The organism is Acinetobacter sp. YH12128 (assembly GCF_013418655.1).
GTDB classification, from domain to species: domain Bacteria; phylum Pseudomonadota; class Gammaproteobacteria; order Pseudomonadales; family Moraxellaceae; genus Acinetobacter; species Acinetobacter amyesii.
This window is the reverse complement of sequence record NZ_VPBO01000034.1, coordinates 14076-27852: the sequence shown is the minus strand read 5'-3', so window position 1 is coordinate 27852 and position 13777 is coordinate 14076. Positions and strand designations below refer to the sequence as shown.

The window sequence follows — 13777 nt, the reverse complement described above, 5'->3', positions numbered from 1 at the left end:
TGAAAACCTTCAAAATTCTTGCTGAGCGATATCGCAATCGAGGCAAAAGACTAGCATTAAGATTCAATCTAATTGCTGGAATTTATAACTTGGAGCTGAGTGAAAAATGACTTATGAAAGAAATCTAATAATTTATTTAAAGGAATATAAAGCTCAAACTAATAAGCTTCTGGCGCTTGTACTTAATAACTATTTAAATGAATTAGATAATGAAATGATAAAAAAATTTTTAGGTCCTAAAATCGAGCCATGTGAAATCAGAAGGATATGGGGTTCTTTAAGTCCCCTAAGGCAAAATATAAATGATGCTTTGAGTTTTATAAATTTTAATCAAGATAATAAAAAATTAGGAAAACTGATCGACGAATATCGTGAGCTTGCTAGCAAAATTGACTCGCATATATATGGAATAAATAATGAGGAAATCTATCATCAGTTTTTTAGGATAGCATTTTCTGAAAAACTTGATGAATTGATTGAGGAGATGTACGAATATGCGTTATATCGAAAAACATTAAATTTTTAATTAGTAATGAGAAAAGGAATAAACCATTCGATTTATTCCTCATAAAACACTTAATTTTTAACCATCTTATTAAAATCCCACCGATCAATCAGTAAAATTCCAATCGAAAAAACCAAAGCTAGAATCACACAACCCATCCAACCAAAATGCTGCCAGGCATATACTGCACCGAGTGAACCTATAGCTGCACCAGTAAAGTAAATCGTCATATACACCGCATTAATTCGCGAACGGGATTTAAGATCAATCCGATAGACCAAATTTTGATTGAGCACGTGAAATGCGGTTAAACCAAAATATGCCATCAATACACCAATGGCATAAATCACAATATTTTGCTGGGCAAAAAATAGAGGGATAGTTGAGAAAAACATCAAAGCAATACAGAGTTTTGCTACAAAGTTTTCTCTACCTTGTCCTACGATTTTACCCGACCAACTTGATGAATAAATCCCGATCACACCAAGCAAGCCAAACAGACCAATTTCAAAATCAGTAAAGTAATATGGCGCACTGCCTAAGACAAAAGTCATAGAGGTAAAAATCATCGACAAAATACCAAAACCCAAAGCACCAGCACAGGCACGACGAATCAGATGTGGATTATTTTGAGCAATGATAAACAACGAGCGGTAAATTCCTATCATTGTTAAACCTGCTTGCGGCGTCGTGTTCGGAAGTTTTTTCCACATGATCATCGCAAAACCTAAAGTGATGATACCACTGGTGAAATACACAGCATTCCAGGACCAATAGGTCGATACAAAGCCTGCAAATGTTCGCGATAAAATGATGCCCATGACCAAGCCGCTCATGAGTTTACCTACAGTGGCTGCGCTGGATTCGGGTGGGCTAATACTCGATGCAAAAGGAATTAGGACTTGTGCCGAAATTGCGCCAAACGTCGCACAAAGGGTAAATAGATACAGCGTGCTTAAGTTGCTACTTAACGATAATAAAATCTGAGAAAGAGCAGCAAAGACCATTAAGCTAACAATGAGTTTGCGCTTATTTAAAAAGTCACCTAGTGGGACCAAGAGCATTAAACCTAAAACATAGCCAATTTGTGCAATCACTACAGTCAAACCAGCTTCACTGGTGCTAATGCCTAAACCTTTTTCAATCGAATAGATAAGCGGTTGATTAAAATATGCTGATCCTGCGCATAGACCACAAGCAAGTGCCATCAATAAAACAAATTGTGATGACAATGGACTGATAGTATTCCTTTCCTTAGGATTTGACATAACAAAAACTCTGATTGCAAGAATTGCACTATATGAAGATGTTACGACAAGCAGAAATAACAAAAAACAACCAACTTAGCGTTGCGAGCTATATGTACATCAGACGATCAATTCAAGCTGGATTGTACTTTTAAAATTTTGATACAAGCTCAAAAAAAATCTGCTTGAAATGCATGATCTTCATGGAATAGTGAATAAATATAGTCGAGAAATGCTTTAAAATATGGCAGAATAGGCGGTTTTTAAAGTTTTTAGAGGATTGGCATTATGCGCTTTGTTGATGAAGCAGTCATTACCGTAGAGGCTGGCGACGGTGGCAATGGCGTAGCCAGTTTTCGCCGTGAAAAATTCGTACCATTTGGTGGTCCAGATGGTGGTGATGGTGGTCGTGGCGGTAACGTATACGTTCAAGCCGACAACGACACAAGTACCCTAGTAGATTATCGTTATACACGTAAATTCCGTGCAGAACGTGCTAAAAATGGTCGTGGAGCGAACTGCTCAGGCCGTGGCGGTGAAGATACCGTATTGCTCGTTCCAGTGGGCACAACAATTGTAGATACAGAATCTGGCGATATCATCGGCGACTTAGTGGCTGACGGTCAGCGTGTGTTAGTGGCAGCAGGTGGTGAAGGTGGTTTGGGTAATACTCACTTCAAATCTTCAACCAACCGTTCTCCACGTAAATGTACACACGGCTCAAAAGGCGAATATCGTGAAATTCGTCTTGAATTAAAAGTACTCGCAGACGTTGGTTTGTTGGGTATGCCAAATGCAGGTAAATCAACCTTTATCCGTGCAGTTTCAGCAGCAAAACCAAAAGTTGCAGATTATCCATTTACCACTATGGTGCCAAACCTAGGTGTGGTTGATGCCGATAGTCACCGCTCATTTGTAATGGCGGATATTCCGGGTCTAATCGAAGGTGCTGCAGAAGGTGCAGGTCTAGGTATTCGATTCCTGAAACACTTGGCACGTACACGTATTTTATTACACATCGTAGATGTTCAACCGATTGATGGTTCTGACCCTGCGTACAATGCAAAAGCAATTTTGGAAGAGTTGAAAAAATTCTCCCCAACGCTTTCAAAATTACCTGTTGTATTGGTACTCAATAAAGTAGACCAATTGGCGGCTGAAACGCGTGATGAATGGTGTGATCACATTCTCGAAGAGTTGCAGTGGAAAGGCCCTGTATTCAAAACTTCAGGTTTAACATTTGAAGGTACTAAAGACGTTGTGTACTACCTGATGGATCAAATTGAAGAACAGCGCGAACGAGAAACTGAAGATCCTGAATATGCTGCAGAAGTTAAAGCGTTCCGTGATCAGCTTGAAGTTGAAACACGTGAGCAAACGCTTGCTGCGAAAGAAGCATATCGTGAAATGCGTCGTCAACAACGTCTGGCAGGTCAAGGTGAAGACTTTGATGATGAATTTGAAGACGGTGATGATGAGGCAGAATCGTACTACGTACGTTAATTGCTGAATAAGTGTCAAAGCAAACAAGTCTGAGGACAAGATGATAGAAGTAGTAGATGGGCAACGTCAGCTCAAGGGTTGTAAACGTATCGTTGTTAAAATCGGATCATCACTACTCACAGCAAACGGAAAAGGGTTAGATCTGGATGCAATCTCGCATTGGGCGGGACAAATTGCAGAACTACACAATGCAGGGCACGAGATCATTCTTGTGTCTTCCGGTGCTGTGGCTGAAGGGATGGTTCGAATGAATCTGGACAGCCGACCCACAGATCTACCCAGTCTTCAGGCTTGCGCAGCCATTGGACAAATGGGTTTAATACATACTTGGTCAAGCGTTTTAGAACAATGTTCTATTCGTACAGCTCAAGTTTTATTAACCCATGATGATTTGGCTGACCGTCGTCGTTATTTAAACTCTTGTGATGCCTTGCAGCATTTGATTGATTGGCGTGTGATTCCTGTGATCAATGAAAATGACACAGTGTCGACTGACGAAATCCGCTTTGGCGATAACGATACTTTGGCTGCGATGGTGGCTGGACAGGTTCATGCAGACCTTTTGGTGATTCTAACTGACCAAGAAGGCATGTTTGACTCAGACCCTCGTTCCAATCCAGATGCAAAACTGTTTCATACAGTACGTGCAATGGATGAATCATTATTCGATATGGCTGGCGGCGGCGGTAAATTCGGTCGTGGTGGTATGTTGACCAAAGTTCGTGCGGCACGTTTGGCAGCCAAGTCCGGTTGTCCAACAGTCATTGCGAGCGGTGATAGCGACAATGTGCTTTCACGTGTGATGGCAGGTGAATTACTCGGTACCTTATTCATTACGGACAATGATCGTGTGACAGCCCATCAACAATGGTTAGCTGCACATTTACAAACAGCGGGTCGTTTAGTAATTGATGATGGCGCAGTCAAAGCCATTCGTGATAATCACCGCAGTTTATTACCTGTCGGTGTGAAAGCTGTTGAAGGGCATTTCGAACGTGGTGATGTGGTGGAATGTGTCGATACACAAGGTCATCGTGTTGCCGTAGGTCGTGTAAACTTCAGTTCACGTTCGGCCGAAATCGTCAAAGGTTTGGCCTCAGATAAAGTTCATCAAGTTTTAGGGGAAGCCCGATCACTTGAAATGATCCATCGCAATCATATGTCGATTTACTAAATTGAAAATCAAAATCCTGCTTCCGAGCGGGATTTTTTATGGCATGCCATTTGAATATAACGATAAAAATAGAAATAAGAGGAAAAGAAGATGAGCGAAATTCAATATTTAAACATTCAAGATCTAAAAGATGAGCAGGCTCAACTGTGTGAATTATTGGCACAATGTGTGCAAGATGGTGCATCACTGGGTTTTTTAACTAAAGAATCTAAGTCGCACTATGATGAATATTGGTCTGCTGTGGCAAAGGATATTCAAAAGCATAAAACCTTTTTGTGGGCGGCGCTACAAAGCGGTGAAATTGTGGGCACAGTACAATTGGTTCGTGCCACCAAAGCCAATGCACTGCATCGTGCTGAGATTGAAAAACTTATGGTGCATCCAAAGGTACGTCAGCGAGGCATTGCTCACCAACTATTAACACTTGCAGAAGATCAAGCAAAACACTTGAACTTGAAATTACTCGTACTTGATACCCGTACAGGCGATGTCGCTGAAAAGCTGTATGAAAAATTTAACTTTATAAAAGCCGGGATCATTCCGCAATTTACATTGAGCCATACGGGTACATTAGATTCAACGACATTATTTTATAAATTATTGGTTTAAGTTAAAGTTGATGAAATTTTTAGACCAAAACTCCTGCACAGATGCAGGAGTTTTTTCATTAAAGGTTCTTTTGATTAACCCGTTTAGAGAGTTCTTCCGCACTTTCAACTCGTTCAGAATAACGATCTGTGAGGTAGGCAGATTGACCACGTGTGAGTAGGGTAAATTTATATAATTCCTCCATCACATCGACAATGCGAATGTAATAGGAAGATGGTTTCATGCGATCATTTTCATCAAATTCTAAAAATGCTTTCGCAACGGAAGATTGATTTGGAATCGTGATCATCCGCATCCAACGCCCAAGGATTCGCATTTGGTTAACAGCATTAAAAGATTGCGAACCACCACTGACTTGCATTAACGCCAGCGTTTTACCTTGAGTAGCACGAATGGCACCTGCGGCTAAAGGAATCCAATCAATTTGTGCTTTTAAGATAGAACTCATCGCGCACCATGTCGTTCTGGCGAACACCAAACCATGCCTTCAGACCATGTAAGCAATTTATGTAATTCCTGAACTTTGGGATGTGAGGTTTCAGCATCTTCAGGCAGAGGAAGACCTTTAGGATGAAAGATTTTGACTTCTGCACCAAAATGTTCAAGGATTCGACCCGCCTCCAATACCGTTAAGCGGCTAAATGAGCGTTCACGGTTGGAGCCATATAGCAGCAGAATGCGTGGCGGATGTTCAAGTGCTTTAGCTTGAACTTGTTCAAAACGCGGTGTTTCAAGTAGATCTAGTTGAATATTGGGGAGCTTCATTTTAGTTCTCTTTATACCATTTGCGTTTTAACCATAGCGATACACTCACTAATGCAATAAGCACAGGCACTTCAACCAATGGGCCAATAATCGTGGTAAATGCAATCGGAGATGCAATGCCAAAGGTGGCGATGGCAACAGCGAGGGCAAGTTCAAAATTATTACCTGCTGCTGTAAAGGATATCGCAGTGGTTTTGGCGTAGTTATTGCCCATCCATTTGCTCATCAAAAAGCTAATGAAAAACATCACCACAAAGTAGATTGTGAGGGGAATGGCAATACGCAGTACATCCATTGGAAGGCTCAAGACATCTGCACCTTTGAGGCTAAACATCACCACAATGGTAAAGAGTAAAGCGATTAAACTGATGGGGCTGATTTTGGGTATAAATTGATTTTTATACCAATCCAGACCTTTGTGTTTTACCAATATGGCACGCGTTAGGAAACCGAGCAGGAAGGGAATACCTAGATACACTAATACTGCATGTGTGATGGTCCAAAAGCTGACTTGGATCACTTGTGCTTCTATACCAAAATAAGGCGGTAAAAAACTCAAAAAGAACCATGCGTAGGTACTAAAAAATGCAATTTGGAAAATACTGTTAAATGCCACTAAAGCCGTAACGTATTGGTTGTCCCCACAAGCTAAATCATTCCAAACCAAAACCATCGCAATACAACGTGCTAAACCAATCAGAATCAAACCGGTCATGTATTCAGGGTAGTGTTGTAAAAACACGATAGCCAAAATAAACATCAGGCAAGGTGCGATTAACCAGTTTTGAAGTAGTGAAAGGTATAAGGTACGTTTATCTTTAAACACTTCAGGCAGGGCTTTGTAATCCACTTTAGCTAAAGGCGGATACATCATCAGGATTAAACCAATGGCAATCGCAATATTGACATCACCGATATTGAGTTGATTTAAAGCCCTTGAAGCACTTGGAATATACACGCCAATCGCAATGCCTAGCCCCATTGCGATAAAAATCCATAGCGTTAGATTGCGGTCTAGAAATGACAGTTTTGCAGCAGCCATTATTGAATCTCTGAAATTTTTTGGATTTCTTTGTTAAGCTCTTCACGACTTAATTGCTTAAAATCGAGTGCAAATAAAGCATCTAAACGGCGGTTAATATGTGCCACGGTATCAAGAAAAGCTGCAAGTTTGATGTCATCTGCAAGCTCTAAATGGGAAGGATCTTCTAAGCCCCAGTGGGCTTTGATGGCAGAGCCAAAGTAAATTGGGCAAGCTTCTTGAGCAGCAGAACCACAGACGGTAATTACCACATCGGGTTGGTATTGTTCACATGCTGCGATGGATTTACTCGACAAACCCTTAGTCGGTAGATTGAGGTTGTGTAGGGTTTCCAAGGTAAACGGGTGGACTTGTCCTGAAGGTTTACTGCCTGCGCTATAGGCACGGAAACCTTCAGGTGCACGCTTGTTAAACAGTACTTCGGATAAAATGCTGCGGCAGCTATTGCCAGTACATAGAAATAAAAAATTCATAGAGTTTCACACAATGTGGTAGTGCCTTTCGGAGAGTTTAAATCGAGATCTTTAAATCGTTCTTGGTGACGCATGACATCAAGTATTTGTGTACACCAAGTAGGCAGTGCAGGGTGAATGGAGTAATAGACCCATTGACCTTTGCGTTGATCACTCAAAACACTAGATGACCGTAGTAGCGCTAGATGGCGCGAAATTTTGGGTTGGCTTAATTGAAGTGATTCGGTGAGTTCGCAGACGCAGAGTTCACCTTTACAAGCCAACAGCATGATGATGTTCAGACGAGTCTCATCTGCAAGTAATTTGAAAAATTCAGTCTGTTCCATGTTTATCTGTATATATGGATTTCCATATATCTTTACATATGAATATGTGGATGTCCATATATATTATTCAATAAAAATCCCACACTTGGTGGGATCTTTATATTTAGACCAGTTTAAAAGTCGAATGAAGTTTGTAAGAAGAAGGTTCGTGGCTGACCAATATATTTACCATCGGTTGCATCTGATGAACGGGTGAAATACTGTTTGGTTTAAATAAAGATTAGATGGAATTTATAGTTAAAAAACCGCGCTAAAGCACGGTTTTTTAAAATGAATTTAATTATTTGAACTGGATAGAGCCATTTGCACTGACCGTGATTTTAGATTCACCACCTGCCATTTCTTGTTCAGGAATAGCATCGGCACTTGCAGCTTTCATCATCGCCATACGCGGAACTGGCTGACCACCATAATTGCTGGTATTTAAATTAATATTAACTAAGTTGTAGCCTGATTTATTCCATGCCTGAGCGAGCGCTTGGGCACGTTGTTGAAAGTTTTTGGATACTTCAACCATCAGTTCATTTTCAACTTTTTTACGCTGTGCATCTGACACACTAAAGCTGATGGATTGAGTTTGGAAATTTTGTTGTAACTCGCTCACCAATTGGCTAGCTGCTTTAAAGTCTGTACTTTCTAAACGCACTTCGGCACGACCACGCCATTCTTTCAATTTACGACTGTCATTGTCATAAATCGGGTAAGTGCTTTGAGATCCCGTTTCGATTTTTACCGCAGGGTATTTACGGGCTGTGTTCACCGCTTGGGTCATCAATTGGTTGATTTGGGTAGCAAGTTCAGCCGGTTGTTTATTTGATTTTTCAATATATAAAACGGCATGCATTTGGTCGTTTGACACTTGGCGAGTAGCATCCGCCTGAATGTTCACGATGTTGTAATTGAGTGGGTCAGCTGCTTGAGTTGCTGCTGCCAAACCTAGACCGGATGCTAATAAAACAGTGGATAAGATAATTTTACGCATTGTTATGACCTATTCTTCTTTCAGAATGACTAATTTAGCTTATGCTGTTATCTTAAAAGGTGATTATGATGGATTAAAGGAAAATCTGTGGTGGGATTGTAAATCTTTCAAGAAAAATAAATGTAGTGCTTGATGAATATTTATTTAAATAATCAGTGCTTAGTTGTTTAATTAATTGAAGATTACAATAATCATTCATAAGTTGTAAAAAAGCATAAAATAAAAAGGTTTTCTTTGTTTTGTCACACTGTAAGATGATAATTCAAGATATCCATGGAATAGATCTGTTTTTTCTCTAAATTATCTTTTTATTTGATCATAAAAGTGATTTATTTTCTTGAAAAAGTCTGTATCATCCGCCTCCTAGTTAGCCCATACTCAAAGAGCTTTTAAAGCTAACTAGAAACTCATAAAGCACCGAGTCAAAGGACCGCAAGTCACCCGACTTATTTCTTTCAACCCATATCAGAGATGGTAATTCGATATGAGCGTTTCTTCAGTAAATTCTGCCACTAAGTCTACTAACGAATACTATTTGACTCGCCAAAGTCAAATGGAATCCAATGTTCGTAGCTATCCACGTAAACTTCCACTTGCGATAGCAAAAGCCTTAGGGTGCTGGGTTACCGATGTCGAAGGTACAGAGTACCTCGATTGTTTAGCTGGGGCAGGGACACTGGCATTAGGCCATAATCACCCTGCGGTCATTCAAAGTATCCAAGACACACTTGCAAGCGGTCTCCCTTTGCATACTTTGGATTTAACAACGCCTTTAAAAGATGCTTTCACTGAAGCACTACTTGAGCAATTACCAGGTGGTAAAGAAGAGTATTGTCTACAGTTCTGTGGCCCGTCTGGTGCAGATGGTACAGAAGCAGCAATTAAATTAGCAAAAACGTACACAGGTCGTAGTTCTGTGATTAGCTTTTCCGGTGGCTATCACGGTATGACACACGGTTCACTCGCAATGACAGGTAACTTGTCTGCGAAAAATGCTGTGAATGGCTTGATGCCAGGTGTACAATTTATGCCATACCCACACGAATACCGTTGCCCATTAGGTCTTGGCGGTGAAGCGGGTGTTGACGCATTAACCTACTATTTCGAAAACTTCATTGAAGATGTTGAAAGCGGTGTAACCAAACCTGCAGCTGTGATTCTTGAAGCGATTCAAGGCGAAGGCGGTGTGGTGACAGCACCTGTGAAATGGTTGAAAAAAATCCGTGAAGTGACTGAAAAGCACAACATCGTTTTAATTCTTGACGAAGTACAAGCTGGCTTTGGTCGTTCAGGTAAAATGTTTGCCTTTGAACATGCAGGAATCGAACCTGATGTTGTAGTGATGTCTAAAGCAGTGGGTGGTAGCTTACCACTTGCAGTACTCGGTATTAAACGTAAGTTTGATGCTTGGCAGCCAGCAGGTCACACCGGTACTTTCCGTGGTAACCAACTTGCGATGGGTACGGGTCTTGCTACGATCAAAACCATTAAAGAGCAAAACCTTGCGCAAAATGCACAAGAACGTGGTGATTTCTTACAAGCTGAATTGAAAAAATTAGCTGTAGAATTCCCATGTATCGGTAATGTACGTGGTCGTGGCTTGATGATTGGTGTTGAAATTGTTGATGAGCGTCAAGCAGCTGATCACATGGGTTCATTACCAGGTGATGGTCAATTAGCAGCAGCGATTCAAGCAGCATGTTTCGATAACAAATTGTTATTAGAAAAAGGTGGTCGTAACGGTACAGTAATTCGTTTACTTTGCCCACTGATCATTAACCAAGCTGAATGTGAAGAAGTAATTGTTCGCTTCAAAAAAGCACTTGCTGAAGCACTAGTTGCAGTTCGAGGCGCGTAATAATGGTTGATTTTGCAGAACATCGTAAAGCGTTATTCTGCAATGATGCACAATCCATTGCTGACTATCAGTCAGCAATGGATTCAGCTGTAAAAGCTGTATCTGCATGGTTGCAAAATGACAAAATGTACACAGGCGGTAGCATTAAAGAGCTTCGTAGTGCAATTGCATTCAATCCTTCTAAAGAAGGTATGGGTGTACAAAAATCACTAGACCGTATGGTTGAGCTGTTCTTAAACAAAAGCTTAAAAGTACATCACCCACATTCTTTAGCGCATTTACACTGCCCAACAATGGTAACAAGCCAAATCGCTGAAGTGCTGATCAATGCGACTAACCAATCTATGGACTCATGGGATCAAAGTCCTGCAGGTTCATTGATGGAAGTTCAATTGATTGATTGGCTTCGCCAAAAAGTGGGCTACGGTGCAGGTCAAGCAGGTGTATTCACCTCTGGCGGTACACAGTCTAACTTGATGGGTGTGTTACTTGCACGTGATGCGTGCATCGCGAAAAACTGGAAAGACGAAAACGGCAATCCATGGTCTGTTCAGCGTGATGGCGTACCATCTGATGCTATGCGTAACGTCAAAGTGATCTGTTCTGAAAATGCGCACTTCTCTGTGCAAAAGAACATGGCGATGATGGGCATGGGCTTCCAATCTGTCGTGACTGTTCCTGTAGATGCTAACGCACGCATGGATATGGACGCGCTTGAGAAAACCATGGCGCACCTTCAAGCGACAGGTAAGATCGTGGCATGTGTGGTTGCAACTGCAGGTACTACCGATGCAGGCGCAATTGATCCATTGAAAGAAATTCGTGAAATCACCAACAAATATGGCGCGTGGATGCATATCGATGCAGCATGGGGTGGTGCACTGATCCTTTCTAATGACTATCGTTCTATGTTAGACGGTATTGAACTGTCTGACTCGGTAACGCTTGATTTCCATAAGCATTACTTCCAAACGATTTCATGTGGCGCATTCTTGCTTAAAGATGAAGCGAACTATCGTTTCATGCATTATGAAGCTGAGTATTTAAACTCTGCTTATGATGAAGAGCATGGTGTACCTAACCTTGTGTCTAAGTCACTGCAAACAACACGTCGTTTCGATGCGTTGAAATTGTGGATGACAGTTGAGGCGCTAGGTGAAGAACTTTACGGTTCGATGATTGACCATGGTGTAGGTCTAACACGTGATGTTGCAGACTATATTACTGCAACTGACGGATTAGAAATGTTGGTTGATCCTCAATTTGCATCGGTATTGTTCCGTGTGATCCCTGAAGGTTACCCAGTTGAATTGTTAGATACATTGAACCAAAACGTAGCAGACGAATTGTTTGCACGTGGTGAAGCGAATATTGGTGTAACTAAAGTAGGTCAGGTTCAATCTTTGAAAATGACCACTTTAAGCCCAGTAGCGACTTTAGACAACGTGAAGAATTTGCTTGCTCTGGTGCTTGCAGAAGCGGATCGTATCAAAGGCCCAATCGCTGACGGTACATATACACCTGCAATTGACTAATTGTCATTTTGTAGTTGTAGAAGAAGGGGCTCATTTGAGCTCCTTTTTTTTAAATGAAAAGGCGCTTAATTTATTACATGGCCGCAATTTTTCATTGAGAGATGATAGTTTACTGCGTAGGCAGATTGTTACTTTGAGGGATCAAAGTAACTAAAATCCTTCTCAGGCAAAAGGTACATCCATGTGACCATTACCTTATAGTGACATCCCTGTCTCCAGTCGCGATAGTCATTGATGTTTATCATTTGATGAATGAGATACCACAATATTTATAACCAATATAAGGCTTGTAAAGGAGTTTCCCTCTCCTTGTAGGAGAGGGTTAGGGTGAGGTGAATGCAATACGATATTGATGTTATGCCGCAAACAATGGACTAAAACCTTTTTTACGCAATAATTTGCGGTACATGCTGGAACTGCGGTCCGCTGGAAAATGCGCTTCGATGCTTAAATCCAAAGGCAAATATTCAGGCTTTTGTGATTCAGAGACTAAGCGGTCTTCCTCAAATATTTTCAGGTTAAAGTCGTAAGCATCTTCTACAGGCAGGTCTTTGTCATAGTTACGGCAAATCGGTGCAAATAGACGGGTAGAACGAGCAGTCATCGGTGAAGCCGCATTCATAATCACTTGCTTGCTGTTATTTGGAAAATGAATCGTCAGCGTTGCGGTAAACGGCAGATGAATTTCAAAATGGCGCAGCCATTGAAAGCCATCTTGTCCACGTTGTTCTAAACCAATCGGGTAGCGCCCAACACTGCTCCAGTAATCTGCATGGAATCCTGTTGCAGTTTCAATGGTTTTATAGTCAGGTACTTCTGTATTTTCAGGGTCACCAAAAGTTTCTGGATGTACCCATGCAAAATGCGCGACATCAATAAAGCCTTCAAGCTGCCTGCCTGCGAAGCATTGAAAATCGACCGTTGGGCAAACCAATTGCTGAAACTCGGATTCATCCCAATATGGCATTGCAGGGATATTCGGTGCAGCCTCTTTAGCGGCAGTGAGGGAGCACCAAATTAAGCCATAACGTTCGACAGCTGCATAAGTTCGTAAATTAAAGCGAGGGGAGATCTTGTGATCGGGATGTGCGGGTATACGGTTGCAATGCCCATGTTCACCAAAGCGTAAGCCATGATAGCGGCAGACTACCCCTAGACCATCATTTTTGCCTAAACTTAGCGGTACGCCCCTATGCGGGCAGGCGTCTTTAGCGACAACCAGTTCATTTCCCATTTTATAGATAACGAGCGGCATATCTAAAAGCACAGTGCCATAAGGCTGTTCTGTAATGTCTCTCGATAAAGCAATCGGATACCAATATTCTGCAAGTAAGTGCCAGTCATGTTTTTCAAAAGTCATATGCACAGGCAAGTCCGGATTAAATGTCGCAATGGCTTTACTGGTCATTTTAGGCTCTGTTTTTATGTAAACTCGCATATTGAGCGAACTAAAAATGTAATGAAATTTCAATTATTGGAATACGGAGGAATAAAAAATCGAACATGCAAATCTGCAACATTCAGAAAAGGAGGGGAAATTGAAAAAAGAAAATAAGACAAAAGATGACACGGACATGAATTCTTACGAATAACAAAGTAGAAATAAATAAGACCAATACTTTGAAGAATTTCATTACATATTGAAAAATAAAGAATTATATTTAAATCAATGTGCAATCATCAATTATCATAAAAGCGTCATAAAGATGTAACCTAACTGTCATACTCTAAAATCAAAATGCAGATATCGAAAAAGTA

Annotated in this window: 12 protein-coding genes and 3 pseudogenes; 7 read left to right on the top strand and 8 right to left on the bottom strand. The window is 41.0% G+C overall.

The features are described 5' to 3' along the window. A pseudogene (locus tag FTU64_RS14875) lies at positions 1-110 on the top strand (IS5/IS1182 family transposase); the annotation flags it as partial. Then, the gene (locus FTU64_RS14870; protein ID WP_180060161.1) at positions 107-526 is read left to right on the top strand and encodes a hypothetical protein; all 420 of its coding nucleotides are present in this window, start codon (positions 107-109) and stop codon (positions 524-526) included. The pseudogene FTU64_RS14875 and the gene FTU64_RS14870, both read left to right, overlap by 4 nt. A gap of 50 nt (positions 527-576) precedes the next feature. On the opposite strand, the gene FTU64_RS14865 is transcribed toward FTU64_RS14870, so the two are convergent. Next, entirely contained in the window at positions 577-1773 is a 1197-nt protein-coding gene (locus FTU64_RS14865) for an MFS transporter (protein ID WP_180026330.1), read from the bottom strand. A 267-nt stretch (positions 1774-2040) separates the two neighbouring features. Here FTU64_RS14865 and cgtA point away from each other — a divergent pair, with 267 nt between their 5' ends. The 3 genes from cgtA (at position 2041) to FTU64_RS14850 (ending at position 5038) form a co-directional block, all read left to right on the top strand. Further along, positions 2041-3255: an Obg family GTPase CgtA gene (cgtA, locus tag FTU64_RS14860; protein ID WP_180007686.1), complete on the top strand. Its 1215-nt coding sequence runs from the start codon at positions 2041-2043 to the stop codon at positions 3253-3255. A gap of 40 nt (positions 3256-3295) precedes the next feature. After that, on the top strand, positions 3296-4429 hold the full coding sequence (gene proB / locus FTU64_RS14855) for a glutamate 5-kinase (RefSeq protein WP_180007687.1): 1134 nt from the start codon (positions 3296-3298) through the stop codon (positions 4427-4429). Between the two features lie 90 nt (positions 4430-4519). Then, complete coding sequence (locus FTU64_RS14850) at positions 4520-5038, top strand: GNAT family N-acetyltransferase (protein WP_180055081.1); 519 nt, start codon at positions 4520-4522, stop codon at positions 5036-5038. A gap of 58 nt (positions 5039-5096) precedes the next feature. On the opposite strand, the pseudogene arsH reads toward FTU64_RS14850, so the two are convergent. The 6 genes and pseudogenes from arsH to FTU64_RS14825 form a co-directional block, all read right to left on the bottom strand. Beyond that, positions 5097-5803 (bottom strand): annotated as a pseudogene (arsH, locus tag FTU64_RS14845) (arsenical resistance protein ArsH). 1 nt (position 5804) lies between these two features. Further along, entirely contained in the window at positions 5805-6845 is a 1041-nt protein-coding gene (gene arsB / locus FTU64_RS14840) for an ACR3 family arsenite efflux transporter (RefSeq protein ID WP_180060159.1), read from the bottom strand. Next, the gene (locus tag FTU64_RS14835; protein ID WP_180055087.1) at positions 6845-7318 is read right to left on the bottom strand and encodes an arsenate reductase ArsC; all 474 of its coding nucleotides are present in this window, start codon (positions 7316-7318) and stop codon (positions 6845-6847) included. The genes arsB and FTU64_RS14835 overlap by 1 nt, the downstream gene beginning before the upstream one ends. Next, positions 7315-7644 (bottom strand): metalloregulator ArsR/SmtB family transcription factor, encoded by a 330-nt coding sequence (locus FTU64_RS14830; RefSeq protein ID WP_180055089.1) that lies wholly within the window; start codon positions 7642-7644, stop codon positions 7315-7317. Before FTU64_RS14830 ends, FTU64_RS14835 begins: the two co-directional genes overlap by 4 nt. Positions 7645-7757: 113 nt before the next feature. After that, positions 7758-7850, bottom strand: a pseudogene (locus FTU64_RS16515) (hypothetical protein); the annotation flags it as partial. Between the two features lie 74 nt (positions 7851-7924). Further along, complete coding sequence (locus tag FTU64_RS14825; RefSeq protein WP_180060156.1) at positions 7925-8626, bottom strand: SIMPL domain-containing protein; 702 nt, start codon at positions 8624-8626, stop codon at positions 7925-7927. Positions 8627-9110: 484 nt separating this feature from the next. Here FTU64_RS14825 and FTU64_RS14820 point away from each other — a divergent pair, with 484 nt between their 5' ends. Both FTU64_RS14820 and FTU64_RS14815 read left to right on the top strand, forming a co-directional pair. Then, positions 9111-10484, top strand: a complete 1374-nt coding sequence (locus FTU64_RS14820) for a diaminobutyrate--2-oxoglutarate transaminase (protein WP_180060154.1) — start codon at positions 9111-9113, stop codon at positions 10482-10484. A gap of 2 nt (positions 10485-10486) precedes the next feature. Beyond that, on the top strand, positions 10487-12019 hold the full coding sequence (locus FTU64_RS14815; RefSeq protein ID WP_180060152.1) for an aspartate aminotransferase family protein: 1533 nt from the start codon (positions 10487-10489) through the stop codon (positions 12017-12019). Between the two features lie 355 nt (positions 12020-12374). On the opposite strand, the gene FTU64_RS14810 is transcribed toward FTU64_RS14815, so the two are convergent. Beyond that, positions 12375-13427, bottom strand: coding sequence for a Rieske 2Fe-2S domain-containing protein (locus FTU64_RS14810; protein WP_180055095.1), 1053 nt, complete (start codon positions 13425-13427; stop codon positions 12375-12377). Positions 13428-13777 lie beyond the last annotated feature (350 nt).

Excerpts from the sequence above, each read along its gene's own strand:
- FTU64_RS14870 (WP_180060161.1), top strand. The coding sequence starts at position 107 with ATGACTTATGAAAGAAATCTAATAATTTATTTAAAGGAATATAAAGCT.
- FTU64_RS14865 (WP_180026330.1), bottom strand. The coding sequence starts at position 1,773 with ATGTCAAATCCTAAGGAAAGGAATACTATCAGTCCATTGTCATCACAA.
- cgtA (WP_180007686.1), top strand. The coding sequence starts at position 2,041 with ATGCGCTTTGTTGATGAAGCAGTCATTACCGTAGAGGCTGGCGACGGT.
- proB (WP_180007687.1), top strand. The coding sequence starts at position 3,296 with ATGATAGAAGTAGTAGATGGGCAACGTCAGCTCAAGGGTTGTAAACGT.
- FTU64_RS14850 (WP_180055081.1), top strand. The coding sequence starts at position 4,520 with ATGAGCGAAATTCAATATTTAAACATTCAAGATCTAAAAGATGAGCAG.
- arsB (WP_180060159.1), bottom strand. The coding sequence starts at position 6,845 with ATGGCTGCTGCAAAACTGTCATTTCTAGACCGCAATCTAACGCTATGG.
- FTU64_RS14835 (WP_180055087.1), bottom strand. The coding sequence starts at position 7,318 with ATGAATTTTTTATTTCTATGTACTGGCAATAGCTGCCGCAGCATTTTA.
- FTU64_RS14830 (WP_180055089.1), bottom strand. The coding sequence starts at position 7,644 with ATGGAACAGACTGAATTTTTCAAATTACTTGCAGATGAGACTCGTCTG.
- FTU64_RS14825 (WP_180060156.1), bottom strand. The coding sequence starts at position 8,626 with ATGCGTAAAATTATCTTATCCACTGTTTTATTAGCATCCGGTCTAGGT.
- FTU64_RS14820 (WP_180060154.1), top strand. The coding sequence starts at position 9,111 with ATGAGCGTTTCTTCAGTAAATTCTGCCACTAAGTCTACTAACGAATAC.
- FTU64_RS14815 (WP_180060152.1), top strand. The coding sequence starts at position 10,487 with ATGGTTGATTTTGCAGAACATCGTAAAGCGTTATTCTGCAATGATGCA.
- FTU64_RS14810 (WP_180055095.1), bottom strand. The coding sequence starts at position 13,427 with ATGACCAGTAAAGCCATTGCGACATTTAATCCGGACTTGCCTGTGCAT.